The following is a 19,994-nucleotide window of genomic DNA, read 5'->3' on the forward strand; positions in this document are numbered from 1 at the left end:
TTTTCCCGACCCGTCGCATCGTGACCATTTAGTGTCGCCTTCAGACGGGTGACCGGAAATATGGGTTTGTATTTTTCGCCAATGGCTGCGTTATTGCGGAAAACGAAATACCGAAGCCAGCAGACGTACCGAATTCGAATCAGCCGGCGTATTGCGGCACGCGCCAGGCCACGGTTCTTTCCATCGAACGGTTCAGGGAGGGTGGTCGACAATGAAGCAAAAGAAAGTCGCCGTAGCCGCCGCGCTTGCATGCGCGGCCTGTATTCCCGCCATCGGGCATGCGCAGAGCAGCGTGACGCTGTACGGGATTCTCGACGCGGGCATCACGTACGTGAACAACACGGGCGGCTCGCACGTGGTCAAGTTCGACGACGGCATCGCCTACGGAAACCGCTTCGGCCTCAAGGGCACCGAAGACCTGGGCGGCGGCCTGAAGGCCGTGTTCACGCTCGAGAGCGGCTTCCACCTCGGCAATGGGCAACTCGGCTTCGGCGGCGCGGAATTCGGCCGGCAGGCGTATGTCGGCCTGCAGAACGACTGGGGCACGCTGTCGTTCGGCAACCAGCTCGACATCACGAACGAACTCGTGTCGATCTACAACATCTCGGCGTGGGGCAGCGGCTATGCGATCCACCAGGGCGACTTCGACCGCTTCAACGGCGACCGTCTGCCGAACTCGGTGAAGTTCCTGTCGAACGACCTGAGCGGCTTCAAGTTCGGCGCGATGTATTCGTTCGGCAACGTCGCGGGCAACTTCCATCGCAACAGCGCATGGAGCGCGGGCGCGAGCTTCACGAAGGGCGACTTCTCGATCGGCGCCGCGTACACGCGCCTGAACAACCCGAACGGCATCTACGCGTTCGACCCGTACGCGATGATCGGCACGCATACGTTCCTCGGCCAGCAGACCGTCACCGTCGATCCGGCGACCGGCGCGCGCACCGACCTGTTCTCGAACACCGCGATGGACGTCGACAGCCAGGGCACGTTCGGCATCGGCACCAGCTACACGATCGGCAAGCTGACGCTCGACGCGAACTACTCGTACACGACGATCAAGGGCTTCGGTCAGTCGTCGCACATGCAGGTGTACGAAGGCGGCGGCCTGTACCAGTTCACGCCGGCGCTGAGCTTCATCGCGGGCTACCAGCACACGCGCTTCGAAGGCCACCATTGGAACCAGGGCACGGCCGGCCTGCACTACCTGCTGTCGAAGCGCACCGACATCTACATCTCCGGCGATTACCTGCGTGCGTCGCAGGGCGTCGATGCTGTGATCGGCTACAGCTTCACGCCGTCGACGACGCAGACGCAGGCCGACGTGCGGATCGGGATGCGGCATTCGTTCTAAGCGGCGTGGCAGGATGATGTGACGTCTTCAGCGAGGTCTCTCTTTGGCGCGAACCACGGTTCGCGCTTTTTTTTGTTCGACGGGGGAGCGGGCACGAGGGCTGGCGAGTCGAGGACACTCAGGAAGGCCAGCGCCTGTTCGGCGTCGCGATGGGCTCGACCGAGACGGGCGGCCGGCCGCAGCGACGCACGCGGGGCGCGTGCATCGGAAGATCCGGTGCACGCGCCACGACCCGGCGGCGCGATCGACGCGGCCGCCGGAATCGTCGGCACCCGCGCCCGCATGCGTGAGAACCGACATTCCGATTCGCATGATCGTTCCCACGAGAGCGGATGCACCGCTTACCACTGGTAGGCGGCGCCAGCACCGTATGTATTGCCGCCCGCACCGTTGATCGCCACCCCTCCCTTGACCTTCAGGTTGTTCGTGATTCGAGCGGTAAAACCAAGGGCCACTGCCTGATATCCCTGATAGCCGGCCGTACCTATGCCGAACGAGAGCGTCTTCCCGGGATCGACTTCCGGGATCATCGTCAGCGCGGCGGCACTGGCAATTCCGGAATAGGCCATTCTTGCCACCTGATTCACGTTCGACTGCACGGCGCCCAATTGCGACATGTTGACCGCGTCCGTCGGGTTCATCCCAGGCGCCAGATTCGTGATCCTGCGCTCGTTGTCAGGCGAGCCCACCGACACCGTGTTCGACTCGGTCGCGATCGAGCCCGCGCCGAGTGCGACCGAATTCGTCGCTGTTGCTATCGCTCCCGCGCCGAGCGCAACCGAGTTGTTTCCCGAGGCGAGCGCGTTGGTGCCCGCTGCCGTGGCGGAACTGTTGGCGACCTGTGCTGCCGCGCCTGTCGCGACCGGCTCTGACGACATGCCCTGAACTGCTTGCGCGGCAGAGACGGCCCTTGTGCCGGTCGACAGCGAAGTCGAACTGGTAGACAGCGAAGTCGTCCCTGTCGATGAGGTGCTTTGCGCGGTACTGGCACTCGTCGAGGTCGATGTCGAGAGCGCGGTAGCAGGAGACGTACTCGTGTTTTGCGATCCGCCTTTGCCGAACCCCGGGGAGTTTATCTGCGTGGACAGGGAGGCCAGCCCCGTCGACAGCGATGTCACCGCGGTATTCAACGTCGTCACCTTGCCGTTTGTCGTACTCAAGCCGGTCGATAGAGACGCAACGCCGGTGAAGAGCTGAACCACGCTGGTCGATGTGGAAGTGCTCAACGTCGACAGGTTGCTGTTGACCGTGCTCAGGCTGTTGAGCCAGGTCGTAATCGAGCCGGCATACGAAGTCGACAACGACGCCAGATTGCTGTTCGTCGTGTTCAGGCTCGTGGAGAGTGACGTCACGCCGTTCGCCGCCGCACTGATCCCGGTCGATGCGGATGTCGACAGGCTTGATACGTTGTTGTTGGTCGCGTTCAGACTCGTCGATAGTGAATTGACCCTGCCGGTCGTCGTGTTCAAGCTCGTGGAAAGCGAGCCGACCGTGCTGTTCGTCGTGTTCAGCCCCGTTGACAGCAAGCTGACGTTGCTGTTCGTCGTGTTCAGGTTTGTCGACAGTGAGCTGACGTTGCTGTTGGTCGTATTCAAGCTGGTCGACAGCGAGCCCACGTCGGTCGATTCCCGCGTCGACAGCGCCCCGAGGGCGCTGTTCGTGGTGTTCAGGCCCGTCGACAATGAACTCACGCCGCTTTGTGCCGTGCTGATGCCGGCTGCCGTCGAGGTCGACAGGCTCGCCACGTTGCTGTTGGTCGTGTTCAAGCCCGTCGACAGAGAGGTCACACCGCTTTGCGCCGTGCTGATACCAACCGCCGCCGAAGTCGACAGGCTCGTCACGTTGCTGTTGGTCGTGTTCAAGCCCGTCGACAGTGAACTCACGCCGCTTTGCGCCGTGCTGATGCCAGCCGCAGCCGAGGTCGACAGGCTCGCCACGTTGCTGTTCGTGGTGTTCAGGCCTGTCGACAGCGAGCTGACATTCCCGTTGGTCGTATTCAGGCTGGTCGACAGCGATCCGACGTCGGTCGACTCCTGCGTCGACAGCGCACCGACGGCGTTGTTCGTGGCGTTCAGCCCCGTCGATAATGAACTCACGCCACTTTGTGCCGTGCTGATGCCCACCGCAGTCGAGGTCGACAGGCTAGTTATGTTGCTATTGGTCGTGTTTAGCCCCGTCGACAGAGATGTCACGCCGCTTTGTGCCGTGCTGATACCGGCCGCTGCCGAAGTCGACAGACTCGCCACGTTGCTGTTGGTGGTATTCACGCTGGTCGACAACGATCCGACGTCGGTCGACTCCTGGGTCGACAGCGCGCTGACGGTGCTGTTCGTGGCGCTCAGGCCCGTTGACAGCGAACTGACATTCCCGTTGGTCGTATTCAGGCTGGTCGACAGCGATCCGACGTCGGTCGATTCCTGCGTCGACAGTGCACCGAGGGTGCTGTTGGTGGTGTTCAAGCCCGTCGACAGTGAACTCACGCCGCTTTGCGCCGTGCTGATACCGGCCGCAGCCGAAGTCGACAGACTCGTCACGTTACTGTTCGTGGTGTTCAGGCTAGTCGACAACGAGTTGACATTGCCGTCGGTCGTGTTCAGGCTGGTCGACAACGACCCGATGTCGGTCGATTCCTGTGTCGATAGCGTACCGACGGCGTTGTTCGTGGCGTTCAGGCCCGTCGATAACGAGCTGACATTCCCGTTGGCCGTATTCAGGCTGGTTGACAGTGAACCCACGTCGATCGATTCCTGCGTCGACAGCGCACCGACGGCGCTGTTCGTTGCGTTCAGCCCCGTCGACAATGAATTCACGCCACTTTGTGCCGTGCTGATGCCCACCGCAGCCGAAGTCGACAGGCTCGCCACGTTGCTGTTGGTGGTGTTCAGGCCCGTCGACAACGAGCTGACGTTGCCGTTGGTCGTATTCAGGCTGGTCGACAGCGAGCCCACGTCGGTCGACTCCTGCGTCGATAGTGCACCGATGGCGTTGTTCGTGGCGTTCAGCCCCGTCGACAGAGATGTCACGCCGCTTTGCGCCGTGCTGATACCGGCCGCAGCCGAAGTCGACAGACTCGCCACGTTACTGTTGGTGGTGTTCACGCTGGTCGACAACGATCCGACGTCGGTCGACTCCTGGGTCGACAGCGCGCCGACGGCGTTGTTCGTGGCGCTCAGGCCCGTCGACAGCGAACTGACATTACCGTTGGTCGTATTCAGGCTGGTCGACAATGACCCCACGTCGGTCGATTCCTGCGTCGATAGCGCACTGACGGCAGTGTTTGTAGCGTTCAGGCCCGTCGACAACGAGCTGACATTACCGTTGGTCGTGTTCAGGCTGGTCGACAATGACCCCACGTCGGTCGACTCCTGGGTCGACAGTGCGCCGACGGCGTTGTTCGTGGCGCTCAGGCCCGTCGACAGCGAACTGACATTACCGTTGGTCGTATTCAAGCTGGTCGACAGTGAACCCACATCGGTCGATTCCTGCGTCGACAGCGCACCGACGGCGTTGTTCGTGGCGTTCAGGCCCGTCGACAACGAGCTGACATTACCGTTGGTCGTATTCAAGCCGGTCGATAGTGAACCCACGTCGGTCGATTCCTGGGTCGATAGCGCGCCGACGGCGCCGTTCGTTGCGTTCAGGCCCGTCGACAATGAACTCACGCCGCTTTGCGCTGTGCTGATACCGGCCGCAGCCGAAGTCGACAGGTTCGCCACGTTGCTGTTGGTCGTGTTCAGACCTGTCGACAACGAGCTCACGCCGCTTTGTGCCGTGCTGATCCCCGTCGACGTCGAAGTCGACAGGCTTGTCACGTTACTGTTGGTCGTGTTTAGGCCTGTCGATAACGAGCTCACGCCGCTTTGCGCCGTGCTGATCCCCGTCGAAGTCGAGGTCGACAGGCTCGTCACGTTGCTGTTGGTGGTGTTCAGGCCCGTCGACAACGAGCTCACGCCGCTTTGCGCCGTGCTGATGCCGGCCGCGGCCGAAGTCGACAGGCTCGTCACGTTACTGTTCGTCGTACTCAAGCTGGTGGAGAGCGAAAAGAGTTGCCCGCCGTTCACCGCATCCGTCGAACCGGACGCCACGTTGCCGCTCGATACATTGATGATCTTGCGTTGCAGCGAGCTGCTGCCCACGCTTACCACGTTGGCTGCGCCCCCGTCGGTGCTGCTGGAACCCAGCGCAACGGAGTTTGCCCCCGTCGCCGTCGCGCTGTAGCCGATCGCCGTGGTGTTGGTGATATTGAGCGGGTTAACGCTGGTTCCCGATCCAGAAGATGCACCCAACGCCACGTTCCCGTTACCGTTCACGTACTGACCGGCGCTCGCACCGATTGCCGTGTTGTTGCTGCCGGTAACGGCATAGCTGGAATTGGCGCCGCTTCCCGTGTTGTTGCTGCCCGTGACGCTGTAGCTCGAATAAGCCCCGTTACCCGTATTCGAGTCGCCCGTGACGTTGTAGCTCGAAAAGGCACCGTTACCTGTGTCCGAGCTGCCGGTCAAACCGGTACCGCTCACATACCCGTAGAACGTATTGTTGGTCCCGCTCCCTGTATACGTCGCCGAGGTGTTTCCACAAGTGTCGCTGCTGGGACCATGGTTATAGCAGACACCGTCCGCCCATCCCGGTTGCGGAAGAGACATGCACGCGCCGGCAGCCAACGCGGCAGCAGCCACGGTCCTGACTCGCCGTACCGCACGGGACCTGCCCCCTGACTTCCCCTGTCCCGTCGCGCTTTCCGCGACGACAACCATCTGATTCAGTCGTTTGCTGAAAATGCACTTGTAGATCTTGTTCATGTCTGCCCCCGGTTCTCATCAGCGCCAGTTCGCGGAGAGCGCTTGCAGACAGGTTCCCCAGTCCGCGCGCGCTTCTTGCCTGTATGTCACGACATCGGGATACCAGGCGGTGTCTCCAAACCACCGCCAATCGGCATGCCTTTTCAAAAGCACATGTGTCTTCAGTCCGAGCGCACCCGCAAGATTGGCGCTCGACGTACACACCGACACGATTTCATCCAGACACTGCATTGCCGCTGCAGTCCGGCTGAAGTCGGTCAAAAAATGAGAAAGATCGGTAACCGGCAAATCGGGTACGCCGGCGAGAACCGCACGATGTTCAGTGGGCATCAGCGAATAGAAGTGCACACTGCCGATGTCTTTCAGATATACGTTCAGCAGCTCCGACGGCACACTGCGCGCAAGCCGGTTCGGCGCGGTCGAGACGGGATTGGCCGACCACACGATGCCGATATGCCGGCAGCCATCGCCCGAGCGCGACTGCGTGACCAACTGCCGCGCAGTGCGCTGATCCTCTGGCGTGGGCTTCAGATAAGCGACCGGCTCAGGTTTGTCCAACCACAAAGGTAAATCGCCGATCGGGATTCGCCATATTCGTGAGGACTCTTGATCGAACGAGCGAAGATCCAGTTCTTGTGTGACCATTCCCCCCAATACCGATGCCGACGGAAAACTCTCGCGGAACAGCCGCACGAGCGCGGGCCGGCACACTACCACCACGCGCATGTTGGCCAACCGCGCCCGCTTCAGCAGCAGCGGCAGAAACGCGGCAAACAGGATCTCGTCGCCGGCACCCTGTTCGCCGGAAACGATCAACGTCGATCCCGATTCGAACTGGCCGCTCCAGGTGGAATACGGAAAGCTCATGCCCTTGAGGCTGATTTCCTTGCCCGCATCAAAACGCCTCGCATAATGTGGCCAGGCGTCCCTGAACCGCCCCCTGCCAAGCAGAAAATGCGCGTATTCCCAATGCGTGACCGGATCGTCGTCTTCGGCGATTTGCGTCTCGAACAGGGCACGGGCACGCTCATCCAGTCCCAGATGGGCGCAGCATACGGCCATTCGGTGTGCCGCCTTGTCGCGCAATCGGCCCTCGAGGTGAGCCAGTCGGTCAAAGCATTCGAGCGCCTTGTCGAAATGCTCGCGGAGCCGGAGAAGCTCGCCGTAATTCCATAATGCATTGGCACAATCCGGATCTTTTTCCAGGCAGGCGCGATACTCATACATCGCACGTTCCTGCTGCCCGGATTCATGCAAGGCAACGGCCAGGTTGTAGCGAATCTGCGGATCGTGAGGCGCGAGCGCGGCGGCCTGCGCGAACGCTTCGAGCGCCTCGTGCCGTCGCCCACCTTGGTTCAATGCCACGCCCAGGAGCAGACGCAGGAAGCCGCAGCCCTGATCGACGGAGATGGCCTGCCTTGCGCACGCGGCACCTTGCTCGAAGTGCCCATCATTCAAAAGTTGCAACGCTCGCTGCGACAGCGCCGCGGTGCGCGTCGGCCAGCCGGGCTCGACCTCCGTTGTCGCACGAGCGGTAAGCGGCAATACGCTGGTGATGCATGCCAGCCTTGAAGGTGGCGAATGCAAGTCTTTTCTGCATTTCATATGTGCCCCCGAACACGTCGTTTATCGAGTTGTCATCGCGCTCGGGAGCGCGGCTCAATCAACGTGTACGGAGGCGTGATACGAGAAGGCAGCCGCATGGCGGCCGTAGCGTACTTGGACATGATTTCCCCGACCTGCGTTTTGGTTGTTCGTTGCCTGCACTGGGCTCTACCGCCGTGCGGCTTGGATGTGTGCAAAACACGTGAGCAAGGAGTGGACCAGCACGCGGCGGCCCAATGACCAAGAGGCCGAGCGACCGATAGGTGATGTGAGGCAACGCTCGGACCCCAGCGTTGTTTCAGTTCTGAAACGCCAGAAGGACGGGCCGATTCGCCAAGTCCCGCGCGCAGCAAGGAAACACCCGTACGACGCAGCTTTGCGTCGACGGTAGGCATTCGATTCCTGCGTGTCCCATTGCTGTGATTTATCTAAAGATGTTTCAATCGCGCAACTCGCGGCAGGGAACGATGCCGTTTGGGGAGGCCCACGAAGAGCCATTTTTTGTGCGGCGCGCCGGCTTGATATGGACCGGGACATACGCCCGGCGGGTTTTCCGTCGTTGGCATATCATCCCGGTTTGGCCGCGTCTGCACGTTCAGCCGACTGTCTCCGCGATCCGGGGACCGACATCGCGTCGCGATGGGAAAGCCGTTGCGCAAGCACGCACATGCGGACGTTGCCGCTCCGTGAGCGGTTGCGTTCGCACCGCCAACCGCCGAGATCCCGATGACCACCCCCGTGACCGATTCCAGTCCGTTATCCCCGTCACCCGCCAACCTGTTCCGCCACGCACCGTTCCAGCGTTTCTGGGGCACGCGCGTGATGTCTTCCCTGGCTTTCCAGATCCTGTCGGTTGCGATCGGCTGGTATGTATACGCGCTCACGCACAGCGCGTTCGCGCTCGGTCTCGTCGGCCTCGCGCAGTTCGTGCCGATGTTCGCGCTGACGCTCGTCGTCGGGCAGGTGGCCGACCGCTACGACCGCCGGCGCATCGCGACGATCTGCCAGAGCGTCGAGGCGCTGGCCGCCGGCGTGTTCCTGATCGGCGCGGTGCAAGGGTGGCTGGCCGCGCCGGCCGTGTATGCGCTCGCGGCGATCGTCGGCACGGCGCGCGCGTTCGAGTCGCCGTCGGTGTCGTCGCTGTTGCCGGCCGTCGTGCCGCGCATCGACCTGCCGCGCGCGACCGCGCTGTCGACGTCCGCGAACCAGGCCGCGCAGATCCTCGGGCCCGCGTTCGGCGGGTTGCTCTACGGTGTCGGCGCGCCCGTCGCATTCGGCACGAGCGTCGCGGCCTTCGCGATCGCGGCGATGCTGAGCGGCACGATTCCGCTGCGCACCGCACCGCCGGCCCGCGAGCCGGTCACGCTGCGCTCGGTGTTTTCGGGTATCGCGTTCATCCGGCGCGAGCCGGCGATCCTCGGCGCGCTGTCGCTCGACCTGTTCGCGGTGCTGTTCGGCGGCGCGACCGCGCTGCTGCCGATCTACGCGCGCGACATCCTGCAGGTCGGCCCGTGGGGGCTCGGCGCATTGCGCGCGGCGCCGGCGGTCGGCGCGCTCGCGGGCACGCTGTGGCTCACGCGTTTCCCGTTGAAAGGGCGGCCGGGCCGCGCGATGTTCGGCGGCGTGATCGCGTTCGGCATCGCGACGATCGTGTTCGGATTGTCGCGGCACTTCGCGTTGTCGCTCGTGGCGCTGGCCGCGCTCGGCGCATCGGACGTGATCAGCGTCGTCGTGCGACTGTCGCTCGTGCAACTGCGCACGCCGGACGACATGCTCGGCCGCGTGAGCGCGGTCAACTCGCTGTTCATCGGCACGTCGAACCAGCTCGGCGAATTCGAATCGGGCGTGACGGCCGCGTGGTGGGGCGCGCCGACGGCGATCGTCGTCGGCGGCGCGGCGACGATCGCCGTCGCGCTCGCATGGATGCGGCTCTTTCCGCAGCTCACGAACATGAAGTCGCTCGAACGCGACGCGTGACGCGCATCACGCGTCATGCATCCTGCGTCACGCGCACGGCCGTGCCGTAGCAGATGACTTCGGTCACGCCCGTGCCGATCTCGGTCGAGTCGTAGCGCATCGCGACGATCGCGTTCGCGCCGAGCTTGCGGGCGTCGGCGAGCATCTTGTCGAACGCCTGCTCGCGCGCCTTCTCGCACAGCGACGTATAGAGCGTGATGTTGCCGCCGAAGATCGTCTGCAGCGACGCGCCGAACGAGCCGACGATCGAGCGCGAGCGCACGACGATGCCTTGGGCGACGCCGAGCGAGCGGACGGTCGTATGGCCGGGCAGGTCGAAGGCGGTCGTGACGCGGGTGGGCGACAGATCGTCGATGGAGCGGATGGGTTCGGTCATGGTGGCAAGTGTGTAGCGAGTGGTCGAACGACGATTCTAGCCGGACCGAGACAACGCATTCGAACGGGCGCCCCCAAAAGCAGACGGGCGCCCGTGTCGTTGCCGAACGCGAGAGCCGCTCGGCAACGCACGCTCAGCGCTTGATCGTCGCGCCGGCAATGCCGCCGAGATCGACCGCATAGGCGAGCGCGAGCTTGCCGAACTTCAGCGCATGGTTCGCCTGTCGATCCGAGTTCTCCAGCGTGTCGTTCACCGTGTGGATGTATGGGCTGTCGTTCTGGTCGGCTTCGAACGGGAACGATGCCGGGTACCCCTGCGCATTCCACGACGCGTGATCCGAGCACGCATAGCCGCACTGCGACGTGCCGATCGCGAGCTCCGGTAGGTAGGTCGCCGCCAGGTTCTTCACATAGGTGTTCTGCGCGGCGTTCGTGTAGTCGGTGATCAGGTAGATGTCCTTCGGATCGCCCTTGTAGTTCGTCATGTCGAGCTGCAGCACGCCGACCACGTTCGCATTCTGCGTGCGGAACTGCTTCGCGATCGCCTTCGAGCCGAGCAGGCCGGCTTCCTCGGCCGCATACCCGACGAACTTGATGGTCCGTTTCGGCCGGTAGTTGTTCGCGAGCAGCACGCGCAGCGCCTCGGTCAGGCTGGCGATGCCCGACGCGTCGTCATCGGCGCCGGGCGAGCGCGAGTTCTCCGTCGTGCGGCCGACGGTCGAATCGAGGTGGCCGCCGAGCACGACCGTGCCCGCGGCCGGATCGCTGCCGCGGATCGTCAGGATCACGGATTTCTGCGGAAAGCCCGTGTGCGCGAACTGTTCGACGGTGATGTCGGCGCGTGAGCCCGCCAGCTGCTTCCACTGCAGCGCGAGCCAGTCGGACGCGGCGACGCCGTGCGACGTCGTGTAGTAGCGATTCGTGAAGCCGGACAGCGACGTGATCGTGCCGACGATGTTGCTCGCTTGCAGTTGCTGGACCCACGTGCCGATCTGCGGCACGTTGGACACCGTGTACGCGGGGGCGGCGGCCTGTTTCGCGAGCGTCGCCGGCAATGGCTGCAGCGCCTGCCGCGCGTCGTCGAACGAATCGTGCACGACGTAGCCGGGCCCGTGGCCGCGCGTGTGGTGGACGGCGTGGGCCAGCTCGCCGAGCCGGGCATCGTCGATCTCGACGACGTGAACGGTTTCGCGGCGCGCGGCGCCGTCGGCCGCCTTGCCGGCATCGACGGTCGTGCTGTACTGCGCGGTTGCGGTCGCATCGATGCGTTGAAGCTGGCGGAACGCGGTGTCGCCGAGCGTGATCCAGACGGGCGTCGCGTGCGCGGCGGCGCTCAGCAGCATGCCGCCCAGCGCGGCGCTCAGGCGGGTCGGTGTCAGAGTAGGCATGTTCGATCTCGTGAGGATGGCGATGTCGATGAAGGGAGCGCGCCGCAGGTCGTGCGATGCGCTCCCGCCTGCTGCGGTATTACGACTTCTGCGGAACGGTCACGCCGTACGTGCAGCTCTTGTTGTACGCGTTGCCGATCGCGGTGAGCTGCGCGCTGCTGTAGCCGAGCGCGGATGCAGCCGTCAGCACGGCCTGCGCGGCGGCCTTCTGGTTGGTCGAGCTGTTGGTCATCGACAGCCCCTTCAGGAACGCCTTGTCCATCGCCTGCGCGCCGATCGCGTCGCGCGCGACGAGGTTGCACGACGCCCAGTACTGGCCGGCCGTGTGGATCTCCGCGCCGCGCGCCTGCGCATAGGTGCGCCCGACGTTCCAGTTGGTCACGCGGCCGCCCCAGAACTCGTTGTGACCGTCCCAGTTGTAGACCCAGTGATACTGCGCATCCGAGGGGCTCCACTGGTTGAAGTCGCGGCTGTACGCGGCGGCGAGATAGTCGCCGGTGCCTTCCGACAAGCCTTCCTGTTGCGACAGGCCGCCGTTGGTGACCCAGTCGTGGATGCCGTGGCCGAGTTCGTGGATCACGACGTCCGCGTCTTCCGCGTCGTCGACGCCGCCTTGCCCGAACGTCAGCCTGCCGCTGCTCGACGAATACGACGAGTTGTCGTCGCCCGATTCGCCGTGCGGGTCGTACTGCACGCCGCCCGTGTACTGGTACGGCAGCGCCTTGATGCCGAGCGTCTGGTTCACGTAGCGCAGGAACGTGTCGATGTGGTAGTACACGTTCACGGCCTCGAAATACAGGTTGCCGCGCGTGAACTCGAACGCGGGCGTGGATTGCGATGGGCAGGCCTTGTCGAGCGGCGCATCGAAATCGATGCACGACGCGTACGGGCCCGTCAGCGTGTAGCGCGTACCCGACTGCGCGAGATCCTTCAGCGTCACGCGCACGCGCGCGGCCGCGAGCTGCGTCGAATCGGCGTCGTTGCTGTCCTTGTAGCCGGTGCCGCCGTAGCTGCTTTTCGTCGGCGACAGCGGATCGGGGCGGAACACGAAGCCGGTGCCGTCGGTCGCGTAGAACGCCTTGTCCTCCGCGCGCAGCACTTCGCCGCTTGCCGAGTCGATCAGCAGTTCCCAGTCGCCTTTCGGGCCGTCCTGCGGACGGCCGCGCACCTTCCACGCGGTGTGCGTGCCGGCCTTGTCGACGAACGCGACGAGCTGCGCGTCGAGATGCGTGAAGCCGCTCACGCCGAGATACGCGCGGGCGCGGTCGAGCGCCTGCTGCTGGTCGACGGCCTGCGACTTGCGCGTCGTCGCGACCACGCCGTTGATCGTGTTGCTCGCGACGTACAGGATGCGGCCGTCCTTCGCGACGGTCACCGCGATGTCGCTGCCGTACACGGGCAGCCCGCCGGCCTGCTGCTGCAGGCGCACGACGGTGAAGTCGGCGTCGTTGCGCTCCGACGTGACGACGAGGCTCGCGAGTGCGGCCGCGTCGAGCCCGAGCTGCGCCGCCTGCGACGCGACGAAGTCGCGCGCGGTGGCGGCGGGCGTCGCGGCGGCCTTCCTCGCGCGATAGGCCGGGTTGTACAGCGTGACGGCGACGCCGTCCGCGCGGAACTGCCCGGCGGCCGTGTCGGCCTTCGCGGCCGGCGGCGCGACGCCGCGCGTCAGGCTTTCGCGCAGGCTCGCGGCCTGCGGATTCGGCACTTTCGTATCGGCCTGGGTGCCGCCGACGATGCCGAAACCGAGCACGAGACCCAGGGCGAGCGGCAATGCTTTGCGTGATGTCTGCATACGTGATCCTCATCTCAACGGTTGGACACGCCCGCGCGCTCGTGGCGAGCAGGCACGACACGGCCCGCGCGCCGGTTCGATGGAACCGGTGCGGCGAAGCGGTGTGGGAATGTCGACTGACTAAGGATCCCTAAATGTCAGGTCGAAAAGAAGCGGGCAGGCGAAGCGGAGGAGAAGCGAACGGCAGGCAGGTGCGGCGACGGCGAATCGAGCATCGTCATGTCATACCCCTCGGATCGATCGTGATATCGGTGGGCAGCCTGCGGAGCGCGACGCGCGCGAGATGCAGCAGACGTGTCGTTAGGCTGCCTATCTAACTTTTTTTGGTATGTTACAGAATATTTTCAACGACATTCCAGATTATTTTCGACGACCGCTTCGGTTCGTCGACCAGTCGCCGACATTGTTCAGCGAACGGATGGAAACGCCGCCGGAACGCGCAATACCGCGCCGGATTGTGATCAAAAGCCGAGACGATCAGCGCGTCGCACGCCGGTCGCTGCGCGGGCTCATCCCGAATCGTGCGCGATAGGTGCGCGAGAAATGCGACGGCGATTCGAAGCCGCACGCGACGCAGACCGACGTGATGCTCATGTCGGTCTGCTGCAGCAGCTCGCGTGCGCGATCGAGGCGCAGGTTCAGGTAGAAGTGCGTCGGCGTGTCGTTCAGCGTCGCGCTGAACAGCCGTTCGAGCTGGCGCCGCGTGATCGACACCTCCTGCGCGAGCGCGTCGGAGCCGAGCGGGTTCTCCATGTGCCGCTGCATCGTGCCGATCACCTGGATCAGCTTGCGGTTGTGCACGCCGTAGCGCGCGGCGATCTCGAGCCGCTGGCTGTCCGAGCGCTGCCGGATGCGGCTGACGACGAACTGCTCGGAGATTGCGGCCGCGAGATCGGCGCCGTGCCGGCGGCCGATCAGGTCGAGCATCATGTCGATCGACGCGGTGCCGCCCGCGCACGTGATGCGCCGGTCGTCGATCTCGAACAGCTCCTGGGTCGCGTTCAGGCCGGGATAGCGCTCGCGGAACGCGGCCAGCGCTTCCCAGTGCAGCGTGAGCGATTGCGACGCGTCGAACAGCCCGGCTTCCGCGAGCACGAAGCTGCCCGTATCGATGCCGCCGAGCGTGGCGCCGTGCCGGTGCTGGCGGCGCAGCCAGTCGCCGAGCGTGCGCGTGTAGCACACGAGCGGATCGAAGCCGGCGACGACGAACACCGTATCGACCTGCGGGACGTCCGCGCACGCGGCTTCGGCGGCGACCGGAATGCCGTTGCTCGCGGCGACGGGCGCGCCGTCCGCGCTGATCACGTGCCAGCGATACAGCTCGGTGCGAAAGCGGTTCGCGACGCGCAGCGGCTCGACCGCGGACATGAAGCCGAGCGCGGAGAAGCCGGGCAGCAGCAGGAAGTGGAAATCCTCGGGCATCGGGGCGTGGGGTGGAAGCAGGGGGTGCCGCGCACCGCGCGGGCCGGCGCGGTGCGCCGAACGTTCAAGCCGGGATTATCGCGGTTTTTTTCCGGCGCTCAGCGCGTTTTTGCACCACGCACCGTGCGGCGCGCCGTCGTCGACGGCAATTCGCCGAATTGCGCCTTGTACGCGTTCGCGAAATGCCCAAGATGCATGAAGCCCCAGCGCGCGGCCGCTTCGCTGATCGGCAGGTCGGATTGCCGCGTGTCGAGCAGCAGGCGCCGGACCTGTGCGAGGCGCAGCGCGCGCGTGTAGTTGAGCGGGCTCGTCTGGACGACCGACTGAAAGCTGTTCTGCATCGTGCGCCGGCTCACGCGCAGTTGCGTGCACAGGCTCAGGATGTCGACGGGCGCTTCCGGGTGCTCGATCACGTAGTCGTGCACGCGGCGCACGATGTCGGCGTGACAGGCATGCGTGAGCCGGTTCGACGGGTCGGGCATCCGGTACGTGAGGAGATCGACGAGCACGTTGCCGACGTCGGCGCGTAGCGCGTACTGCGCGGGCGCCGCGTCGAACGCATCGGGCGCCGACAGCACGCGTTCGAGCAGCGTCGCGAGCTGCATGCTCGCACGGTCGCGCGCGGCGACCGGCACCTCGACGACGCCGCGCCGCAGCGCGCGTGCGTCCAGCCGCACGTCGGCCGCATCCTCGATCTGCTGCATCAATTCGGGTTCGACGACCACGCCGATCAGCGACATGTCGTCGGGTGAATGGAGTTCGAACGGCGTGCCGCCGCGCGCCATCACGATCGTGCCGCGCTCGAGGCGCGCATCGCCGAACGCGAAGGTGCCCGAGCCGGTGAGCGGCATGCCGAACACCGTATGGCCGTGCGGCAAACATCCGCGCTGGATGATGCGCACGTTCGCCGCTTCCTGGAACAGCTGCGCGCCGTCGAACACCGCGTTTTTGACCGCGCTGCGATACGCGCCGGACCCGATCTGGTCGTAACGCTGATTCCAGCCGCGCAGCGCCTCGGCATGCCGGTCTGCGTCGTCGAACCTCTGATGAAACGCGAGCACGGCCCCTCCGGCGATCGTTCGAACCGCGCAAGATTAAACCGACCGAATAGTCGGCGCAATACGGGGCAGCGCTATTCCGTGTGCATGTTTCAGAGGGTCGGAAGGGGCGGTACAGCGAGGCTTTCACGCGCATTTCCAATATCCCGAATCGGCACGTACGCGTTGCCGGTCCGGGTGCTGACGGGATTTATTGTCGAACTACAGTCGCCCCACATAACGTGAATTCCCCACTGGAGGCGGCATGAGGACAAGGCGACGAACCGCGACGCTCGCGGCGACGCTGGCGTTGGCGGCGGCATGGGCCGGCAGCGCGAACGCGACGGAAAAACCCGAAGAGCTGGTCGTGCAGAAGATGCCGCCGTGGCATCCGCACGAGGTCTATGTCGTCGACATCTCGATGCCGTCGATGACCGACGGGCGCATCCACGTGTACGACGCGGATGCGAAGAAGCTGCTCGGCCAGATCGACGGCGGCTTCGCCCCCGGCTTCGCGATCTCGCCCGACCGCAAGACGAGCTTCGTCGCGACGACCTATTTCTCGCGCGGCTCGCACGGCACGCGCACCGACGTCGTCGAGATGATCGACAACACGACGCTCGATCACGCGGGCGAGATCGTGATTCCGGCGAAGCACGGGCAGCATGTGCCGTCGCCGTACAACACCGCGTTCAGCGCCGACGGCAAGCGGCTGTACGTCGCGAACATCACGCCGGCCGCGTCGGTGACGGTGATCGACGCCGTCTCGAAGCAGGTGCTGTCGGAGATCGACATGGCTGCGTGCGTGCTCGCGTATCCGTCGGGCAACGACCGGTTCACCGCGCTGTGCGAAAGCGGCAAGGCGCTGACCGTCACGCTCGACGCGAGCGGCAAGGAAACGAAGCGCACGATGTCGGACGCGTTCATCGACGTCGACAAGGATCCGGCGTTCGTGAACGCGTCGCGGTACAACGGCGGCTATCTGTTCACCACGTACGGCGGCACCGTGCGCAGCGCCGATTTCAGCGGCGACAAGCCGGCGTTCGGCACGCCGTGGCCACTGCTGACGGACGCCGAGCGCGCCGAAGGCTGGCGTCCGGGCGGCTTGCAGCAGACGGCCGTGCACGCGAAGCAGAACCGTTACTACGTGCTGATGCACAAGGGCGCCGACGGTTCGCACAAGGATCCCGGTACGCAGGTGTGGGTGGTCGACCTGAAGACGAAGCAGCGCGTCGCGCGCTGGGATCTCGCGCAGCTGAAGGTCGAGCCGCTCGTGTCGATCCAGGTCAGCGAGGACGACAAGCCGCTGTTCTACGGGCTGACGGCGACCTCCGATCTCGTCGTGATGGACGCGCGTACCGGCACGCTTCAGCACGTCGAGAAGCAGATCGGCAATACGTCGTCGCTGCTCGTCAACCCGTGAGGCCGCGATGACCGTCGATCCCGTACTCGCCACCAGCGCGCAGGCCGGCGCGGCCGCCGTCGTGCTGCTCGGCGCCTTCGCGAAGATGCGCCGCCCCGCCGCGTTCCGCCACGCGCTCGCCGGCTACCGGCTGCTGCCCGATGCGCTGACCGCGCCCGTCGCGTTCGCGATTCCGCTCGCGGAAGTCGTCGCCGCCGTGGCGCTGCTGTTTCCCGACACGCGCGCGGCCGGCGCGACCGGCCTGATCGCGCTGCTCCTGGCGTTCGCGGCCGGCCTCGCGATCAACCTGCTGCGCGGCCACACCGACATCGACTGCGGCTGTTCCGGTTTCACCGCCGCCCGTGCGGACGCGCCGCGCGGCATCGGCTGGCTGCACGTCGGCCGCGTGCTGCTGCTCGTCGCGCTGGCCGCGACCGCGTTCGTCGAACCGGGCACGCGCGCCGTCGTGTGGTTCGACTACCTGACGCTGTTCTTCTCCGTGCTGCTGATCGTCTGCGCGCTGCTCACCGTCGACGTGCTGCTCGCCAACGTCCCGCGCCTTTCTCACCTGAGGAATTCATGATGCAAACCGCTCTCACCGTTTCCACCGCCCTGTTGTGGGTGGCCGTCCTCGCGCTCGGCGCGATCTGTCTCGCGCTGGTGCGCCAGATCGGCATCCTGTACGAACGCATCATGCCGGCCGGCGCGCTGATGATCGACAAGGGGCCGGCGGTCGGCACGATCGCGCCGACGTTCGAACTGACCGACATTCGCGGCGCGCACGTGAAAGTCGGCGGCATCGATGCAGCGGGCAAGGCCACGCTGCTGTTCTTCCTGTCGCCGACGTGCCCGGTCTGCAAGAAGCTGCTGCCGCTGCTGCCGTCGCTGCAGGCCAGCGAGGCGACGCCGGTGAACATCGTGCTCGCGAGCGACGGCGATGCCGACGAACATGCGCGCTTCGCGCGAAAGCACGACCTCGGGCGCTTCCCGTACGTGCTGTCGCAGGAGCTCGGCCTCGCGTACCAGATCGGCAAGCTGCCGTATGCGGTGCTGCTCGACGAAACGGGCGCCGTGCGCGCGAAGGGGCTCGTCAACACGCGCGAGCATCTCGAGAGCCTGTTCGAGGCGAAGGAGCGCGGCGTCGCGTCGCTGCAGCAGTTCGTGCACGGCGATCACAGCCACGATGCGCACGACGCGCATGCGCAGCACGCATGACGGGCCGAACCTTTTTCAACGTCATTGGAGAACGACGACATGGGCGTGTTTGATTCATGGTTCGAGCGGTCGGCGCGCGGCGTCGCGCAGCACAGTTCGCGGCGCAGCGCGATGGCGAAGCTCGGCAAGGTGCTGGTGGGGTCGGCGCTGCTGCCGCTGCTGCCCGTCGATCGCACCGCGTATGCGGCCGATGCGGCATCGGGTGCGTCGGGCGCATCCGGTGCCGCCGCGGCGGGCGCGAGCGACGACCCGACGAGCTGCGACTACTGGAAATACTGCGCGATCGACGGCTGGCTTTGCAGCTGCTGCGGCGGCACGTCGAGCAGTTGCCCGCCGGGCACGACGCCGTCGCCGATCACGTGGATCGGCACCTGCCGCAATCCGCACGACGGTTCGGACTACATCGTGTCGTACAACGACTGCTGCGGCAAGACCTCGTGCGGCAAGTGCTTCTGCAACCGCAACGAGCGCGAGAAGCCGTTGTACAAGCTGTCGCTGAACAACGACATCAACTGGTGCATGGCAAACGGTAATTCGAACTACCACTGTTCGGTTTCGGTTCTGCTGGGAGCGGCAAAACAATGAAAGTGAAGCAAGCAGGAAAGACCGTCGCTGCATGCATGACGGCCGTGGCGGCCTTCGCGTTACCCGGCGCGGCCGGCGCACAGGAAACCGTGCATTACCCGGCCGGAAAAAGCCTGTTCGACGCACAGTGCGCGGTGTGTCACCAGGCTGGCGGAAAAGGGCAGGACGGTCTGGCGCCGCCGCTGACCGAGTATCCGGGCAAGTACGCGGCGGCGGAAGCCGGGCGGGCGCAACTGATTGCGACGCTGCTGCACGGGATGTTCGGCGAGATCGAGGTGCACGACAAGCGCTACAACTTCAAGATGCCGTCGTTCGCGAGCGCGAGCGACGACGACATCGCGCACGTGCTGAACTACGTCGTGTTCGACCTCAACGCGCAGCACGGCGATGCGAAGCCGTTCACCGCGGCCGATATCCGCGCGGCGCGCGCGAAGCAGATGGACGGCACGGCCGTGCATGCGCAGCGCGCGGTGGTGATCAAGGGGCTCGGCCTGTGAACGGCATCCGCGCGTCCGTGCACGGCACGCGGTGTGCATCGCCGTCGCGGTTCGGCGGCGTGGCGCATCGCTTGTCGTGTTGGTTGCTGTTGTCCGGCGCCGCGGCCTGCGCGTTCGTCGCGTCCACGCCCGCACTGGCCGAAGGCGCGGCCGACACCGCGCTCGCGCGACAGCACTGGGTGCTCAACTGCATGGGCTGCCACACGGCGACGGGCGGCGGCATTCCCGGCAAGGTGCCGCCGCTCGCGAATTCGCTCGGCTATTTCACGCATCTGCCGGCCGGGCGCGAGTACGTGATGCGCGTGCCCGGCGCGTCGAACTCGGCGCTGTCGGATCGGGAACTGGCCGACGTGCTGAACTGGGTGCTGACGACGATGAACCGCGATGCGTTGCCGCGCGACTTCAGGCCGTATACGGCCGCCGAAGTCGCCGCGTATCGCCGCCCCGCGCTGTCCGACGTCGCGACCGTGCGCACCGGGCTCGTCCGCGCGTTGCAGGCACGCGGGATCGACGGCATCACGGAGCGCTACTGACCGACTCACTCAACGA

16 protein-coding genes and 1 pseudogene are annotated in these 19,994 nt (G+C 65.2%); 9 read left to right on the forward strand and 8 right to left on the reverse strand.

Annotation, left to right across the window (positions count from 1 at the left end; translation table 11 throughout):
- The first annotated feature begins 211 nt into the window (after window positions 1-211).
- The gene (locus HWX55_RS00935) at window positions 212-1,351 is read left to right on the forward strand and encodes a porin (protein ID WP_050012308.1); all 1,140 of its coding nucleotides are present in this window, start codon (window positions 212-214) and stop codon (window positions 1,349-1,351) included.
- A 341-nt stretch (window positions 1,352-1,692) separates the two neighbouring features.
- On the opposite strand, the gene HWX55_RS35960 is transcribed toward HWX55_RS00935, so the two are convergent.
- A complete protein-coding gene (locus HWX55_RS35960) occupies window positions 1,693-2,229 on the reverse strand; it encodes a YadA C-terminal domain-containing protein (protein WP_244140466.1) in 537 nt (178 codons plus the stop codon).
- A gap of 34 nt (window positions 2,230-2,263) precedes the next feature.
- On the opposite strand from HWX55_RS35960, the gene HWX55_RS35965 reads away from it, so the two are divergent.
- Window positions 2,264-2,548, forward strand: coding sequence for a hypothetical protein (locus HWX55_RS35965; protein ID WP_244140468.1), 285 nt, complete (start codon window positions 2,264-2,266; stop codon window positions 2,546-2,548).
- A 2,840-nt stretch (window positions 2,549-5,388) separates the two neighbouring features.
- On the opposite strand, the pseudogene HWX55_RS35970 reads toward HWX55_RS35965, so the two are convergent.
- Together HWX55_RS35970 and HWX55_RS00945 are read right to left on the reverse strand one after the other, a co-directional pair.
- A pseudogene (locus tag HWX55_RS35970) lies at window positions 5,389-6,150 on the reverse strand (ESPR-type extended signal peptide-containing protein); the annotation flags it as partial.
- A gap of 18 nt (window positions 6,151-6,168) precedes the next feature.
- Window positions 6,169-7,755, reverse strand: coding sequence for a tetratricopeptide repeat protein (locus HWX55_RS00945; protein ID WP_175973229.1), 1,587 nt, complete (start codon window positions 7,753-7,755; stop codon window positions 6,169-6,171).
- Between the two features lie 726 nt (window positions 7,756-8,481).
- Here HWX55_RS00945 and HWX55_RS00950 point away from each other — a divergent pair.
- Window positions 8,482-9,732, forward strand: coding sequence for an MFS transporter (locus HWX55_RS00950; protein WP_175973232.1), 1,251 nt, complete (start codon window positions 8,482-8,484; stop codon window positions 9,730-9,732).
- A 13-nt stretch (window positions 9,733-9,745) separates the two neighbouring features.
- Here HWX55_RS00950 and HWX55_RS00955 read toward each other — a convergent pair whose 3' ends face one another.
- The 5 genes from HWX55_RS00955 to HWX55_RS00975 form a co-directional block, all read right to left on the reverse strand.
- Complete coding sequence (locus tag HWX55_RS00955) at window positions 9,746-10,108, reverse strand: YbjQ family protein (RefSeq protein ID WP_175973234.1); 363 nt, start codon at window positions 10,106-10,108, stop codon at window positions 9,746-9,748.
- 133 nt (window positions 10,109-10,241) lie between these two features.
- Window positions 10,242-11,495: a M20/M25/M40 family metallo-hydrolase gene (locus tag HWX55_RS00960; protein ID WP_124594763.1), complete on the reverse strand. Its 1,254-nt coding sequence runs from the start codon at window positions 11,493-11,495 to the stop codon at window positions 10,242-10,244.
- A gap of 79 nt (window positions 11,496-11,574) precedes the next feature.
- Window positions 11,575-13,287: a M36 family metallopeptidase gene (locus tag HWX55_RS00965; RefSeq protein WP_175973236.1), complete on the reverse strand. Its 1,713-nt coding sequence runs from the start codon at window positions 13,285-13,287 to the stop codon at window positions 11,575-11,577.
- A gap of 477 nt (window positions 13,288-13,764) precedes the next feature.
- Complete coding sequence (locus HWX55_RS00970; RefSeq protein WP_050012313.1) at window positions 13,765-14,709, reverse strand: GlxA family transcriptional regulator; 945 nt, start codon at window positions 14,707-14,709, stop codon at window positions 13,765-13,767.
- 98 nt (window positions 14,710-14,807) lie between these two features.
- Window positions 14,808-15,770 (reverse strand): helix-turn-helix domain-containing protein, encoded by a 963-nt coding sequence (locus HWX55_RS00975; protein WP_175973238.1) that lies wholly within the window; start codon window positions 15,768-15,770, stop codon window positions 14,808-14,810.
- A 241-nt stretch (window positions 15,771-16,011) separates the two neighbouring features.
- Here HWX55_RS00975 and HWX55_RS00980 point away from each other — a divergent pair, with 241 nt between their 5' ends.
- From HWX55_RS00980 to HWX55_RS01005, 6 genes are read left to right on the forward strand one after another with little or no spacing between them, the layout of a single operon-like run.
- Complete coding sequence (locus HWX55_RS00980; protein WP_175973240.1) at window positions 16,012-17,169, forward strand: amine dehydrogenase large subunit; 1,158 nt, start codon at window positions 16,012-16,014, stop codon at window positions 17,167-17,169.
- A gap of 7 nt (window positions 17,170-17,176) precedes the next feature.
- A complete protein-coding gene (locus HWX55_RS00985; protein WP_175973242.1) occupies window positions 17,177-17,731 on the forward strand; it encodes a MauE/DoxX family redox-associated membrane protein in 555 nt (184 codons plus the stop codon).
- On the forward strand, window positions 17,728-18,363 hold the full coding sequence (mauD, locus tag HWX55_RS00990; protein WP_175973245.1) for a methylamine dehydrogenase accessory protein MauD: 636 nt from the start codon (window positions 17,728-17,730) through the stop codon (window positions 18,361-18,363). The genes HWX55_RS00985 and mauD overlap by 4 nt, the downstream gene beginning before the upstream one ends.
- Before the next feature lie 39 nt (window positions 18,364-18,402).
- On the forward strand, window positions 18,403-18,948 hold the full coding sequence (locus HWX55_RS00995; protein WP_175973247.1) for a methylamine dehydrogenase light chain: 546 nt from the start codon (window positions 18,403-18,405) through the stop codon (window positions 18,946-18,948).
- Window positions 18,945-19,445: a cytochrome c gene (locus HWX55_RS01000; protein WP_175973249.1), complete on the forward strand. Its 501-nt coding sequence runs from the start codon at window positions 18,945-18,947 to the stop codon at window positions 19,443-19,445. The genes HWX55_RS00995 and HWX55_RS01000 overlap by 4 nt, the downstream gene beginning before the upstream one ends.
- On the forward strand, window positions 19,442-19,978 hold the full coding sequence (locus HWX55_RS01005; RefSeq protein WP_175973251.1) for a cytochrome c: 537 nt from the start codon (window positions 19,442-19,444) through the stop codon (window positions 19,976-19,978). The genes HWX55_RS01000 and HWX55_RS01005 overlap by 4 nt, the downstream gene beginning before the upstream one ends.
- Window positions 19,979-19,994 lie beyond the last annotated feature (16 nt).

This window comes from Burkholderia sp. BCC1047, from assembly GCF_902833155.1.
GTDB classification, from domain to species: Bacteria; Pseudomonadota; Gammaproteobacteria; order Burkholderiales; family Burkholderiaceae; genus Burkholderia; species Burkholderia sola.

Bases quoted from the DNA above. Each gene is read 5' to 3' on its own strand.
- HWX55_RS00965 (WP_175973236.1), bottom strand. From the start codon at position 13,287: ATGCAGACATCACGCAAAGCATTGCCGCTCGCCCTGGGTCTCGTGCTC.
- HWX55_RS00935 (WP_050012308.1), top strand. From the start codon at position 212: ATGAAGCAAAAGAAAGTCGCCGTAGCCGCCGCGCTTGCATGCGCGGCC.
- HWX55_RS35960 (WP_244140466.1), bottom strand. From the start codon at position 2,229: ATGTCGTCAGAGCCGGTCGCGACAGGCGCGGCAGCACAGGTCGCCAAC.
- HWX55_RS00960 (WP_124594763.1), bottom strand. From the start codon at position 11,495: ATGCCTACTCTGACACCGACCCGCCTGAGCGCCGCGCTGGGCGGCATG.
- mauD (WP_175973245.1), top strand. From the start codon at position 17,728: ATGATGCAAACCGCTCTCACCGTTTCCACCGCCCTGTTGTGGGTGGCC.
- HWX55_RS00955 (WP_175973234.1), bottom strand. From the start codon at position 10,108: ATGACCGAACCCATCCGCTCCATCGACGATCTGTCGCCCACCCGCGTC.
- HWX55_RS00985 (WP_175973242.1), top strand. From the start codon at position 17,177: ATGACCGTCGATCCCGTACTCGCCACCAGCGCGCAGGCCGGCGCGGCC.
- HWX55_RS01000 (WP_175973249.1), top strand. From the start codon at position 18,945: ATGAAAGTGAAGCAAGCAGGAAAGACCGTCGCTGCATGCATGACGGCC.
- HWX55_RS00950 (WP_175973232.1), top strand. From the start codon at position 8,482: ATGACCACCCCCGTGACCGATTCCAGTCCGTTATCCCCGTCACCCGCC.
- HWX55_RS00995 (WP_175973247.1), top strand. From the start codon at position 18,403: ATGGGCGTGTTTGATTCATGGTTCGAGCGGTCGGCGCGCGGCGTCGCG.
- HWX55_RS00970 (WP_050012313.1), bottom strand. From the start codon at position 14,709: ATGCCCGAGGATTTCCACTTCCTGCTGCTGCCCGGCTTCTCCGCGCTC.
- HWX55_RS00945 (WP_175973229.1), bottom strand. From the start codon at position 7,755: ATGAAATGCAGAAAAGACTTGCATTCGCCACCTTCAAGGCTGGCATGC.
- HWX55_RS00980 (WP_175973240.1), top strand. From the start codon at position 16,012: ATGAGGACAAGGCGACGAACCGCGACGCTCGCGGCGACGCTGGCGTTG.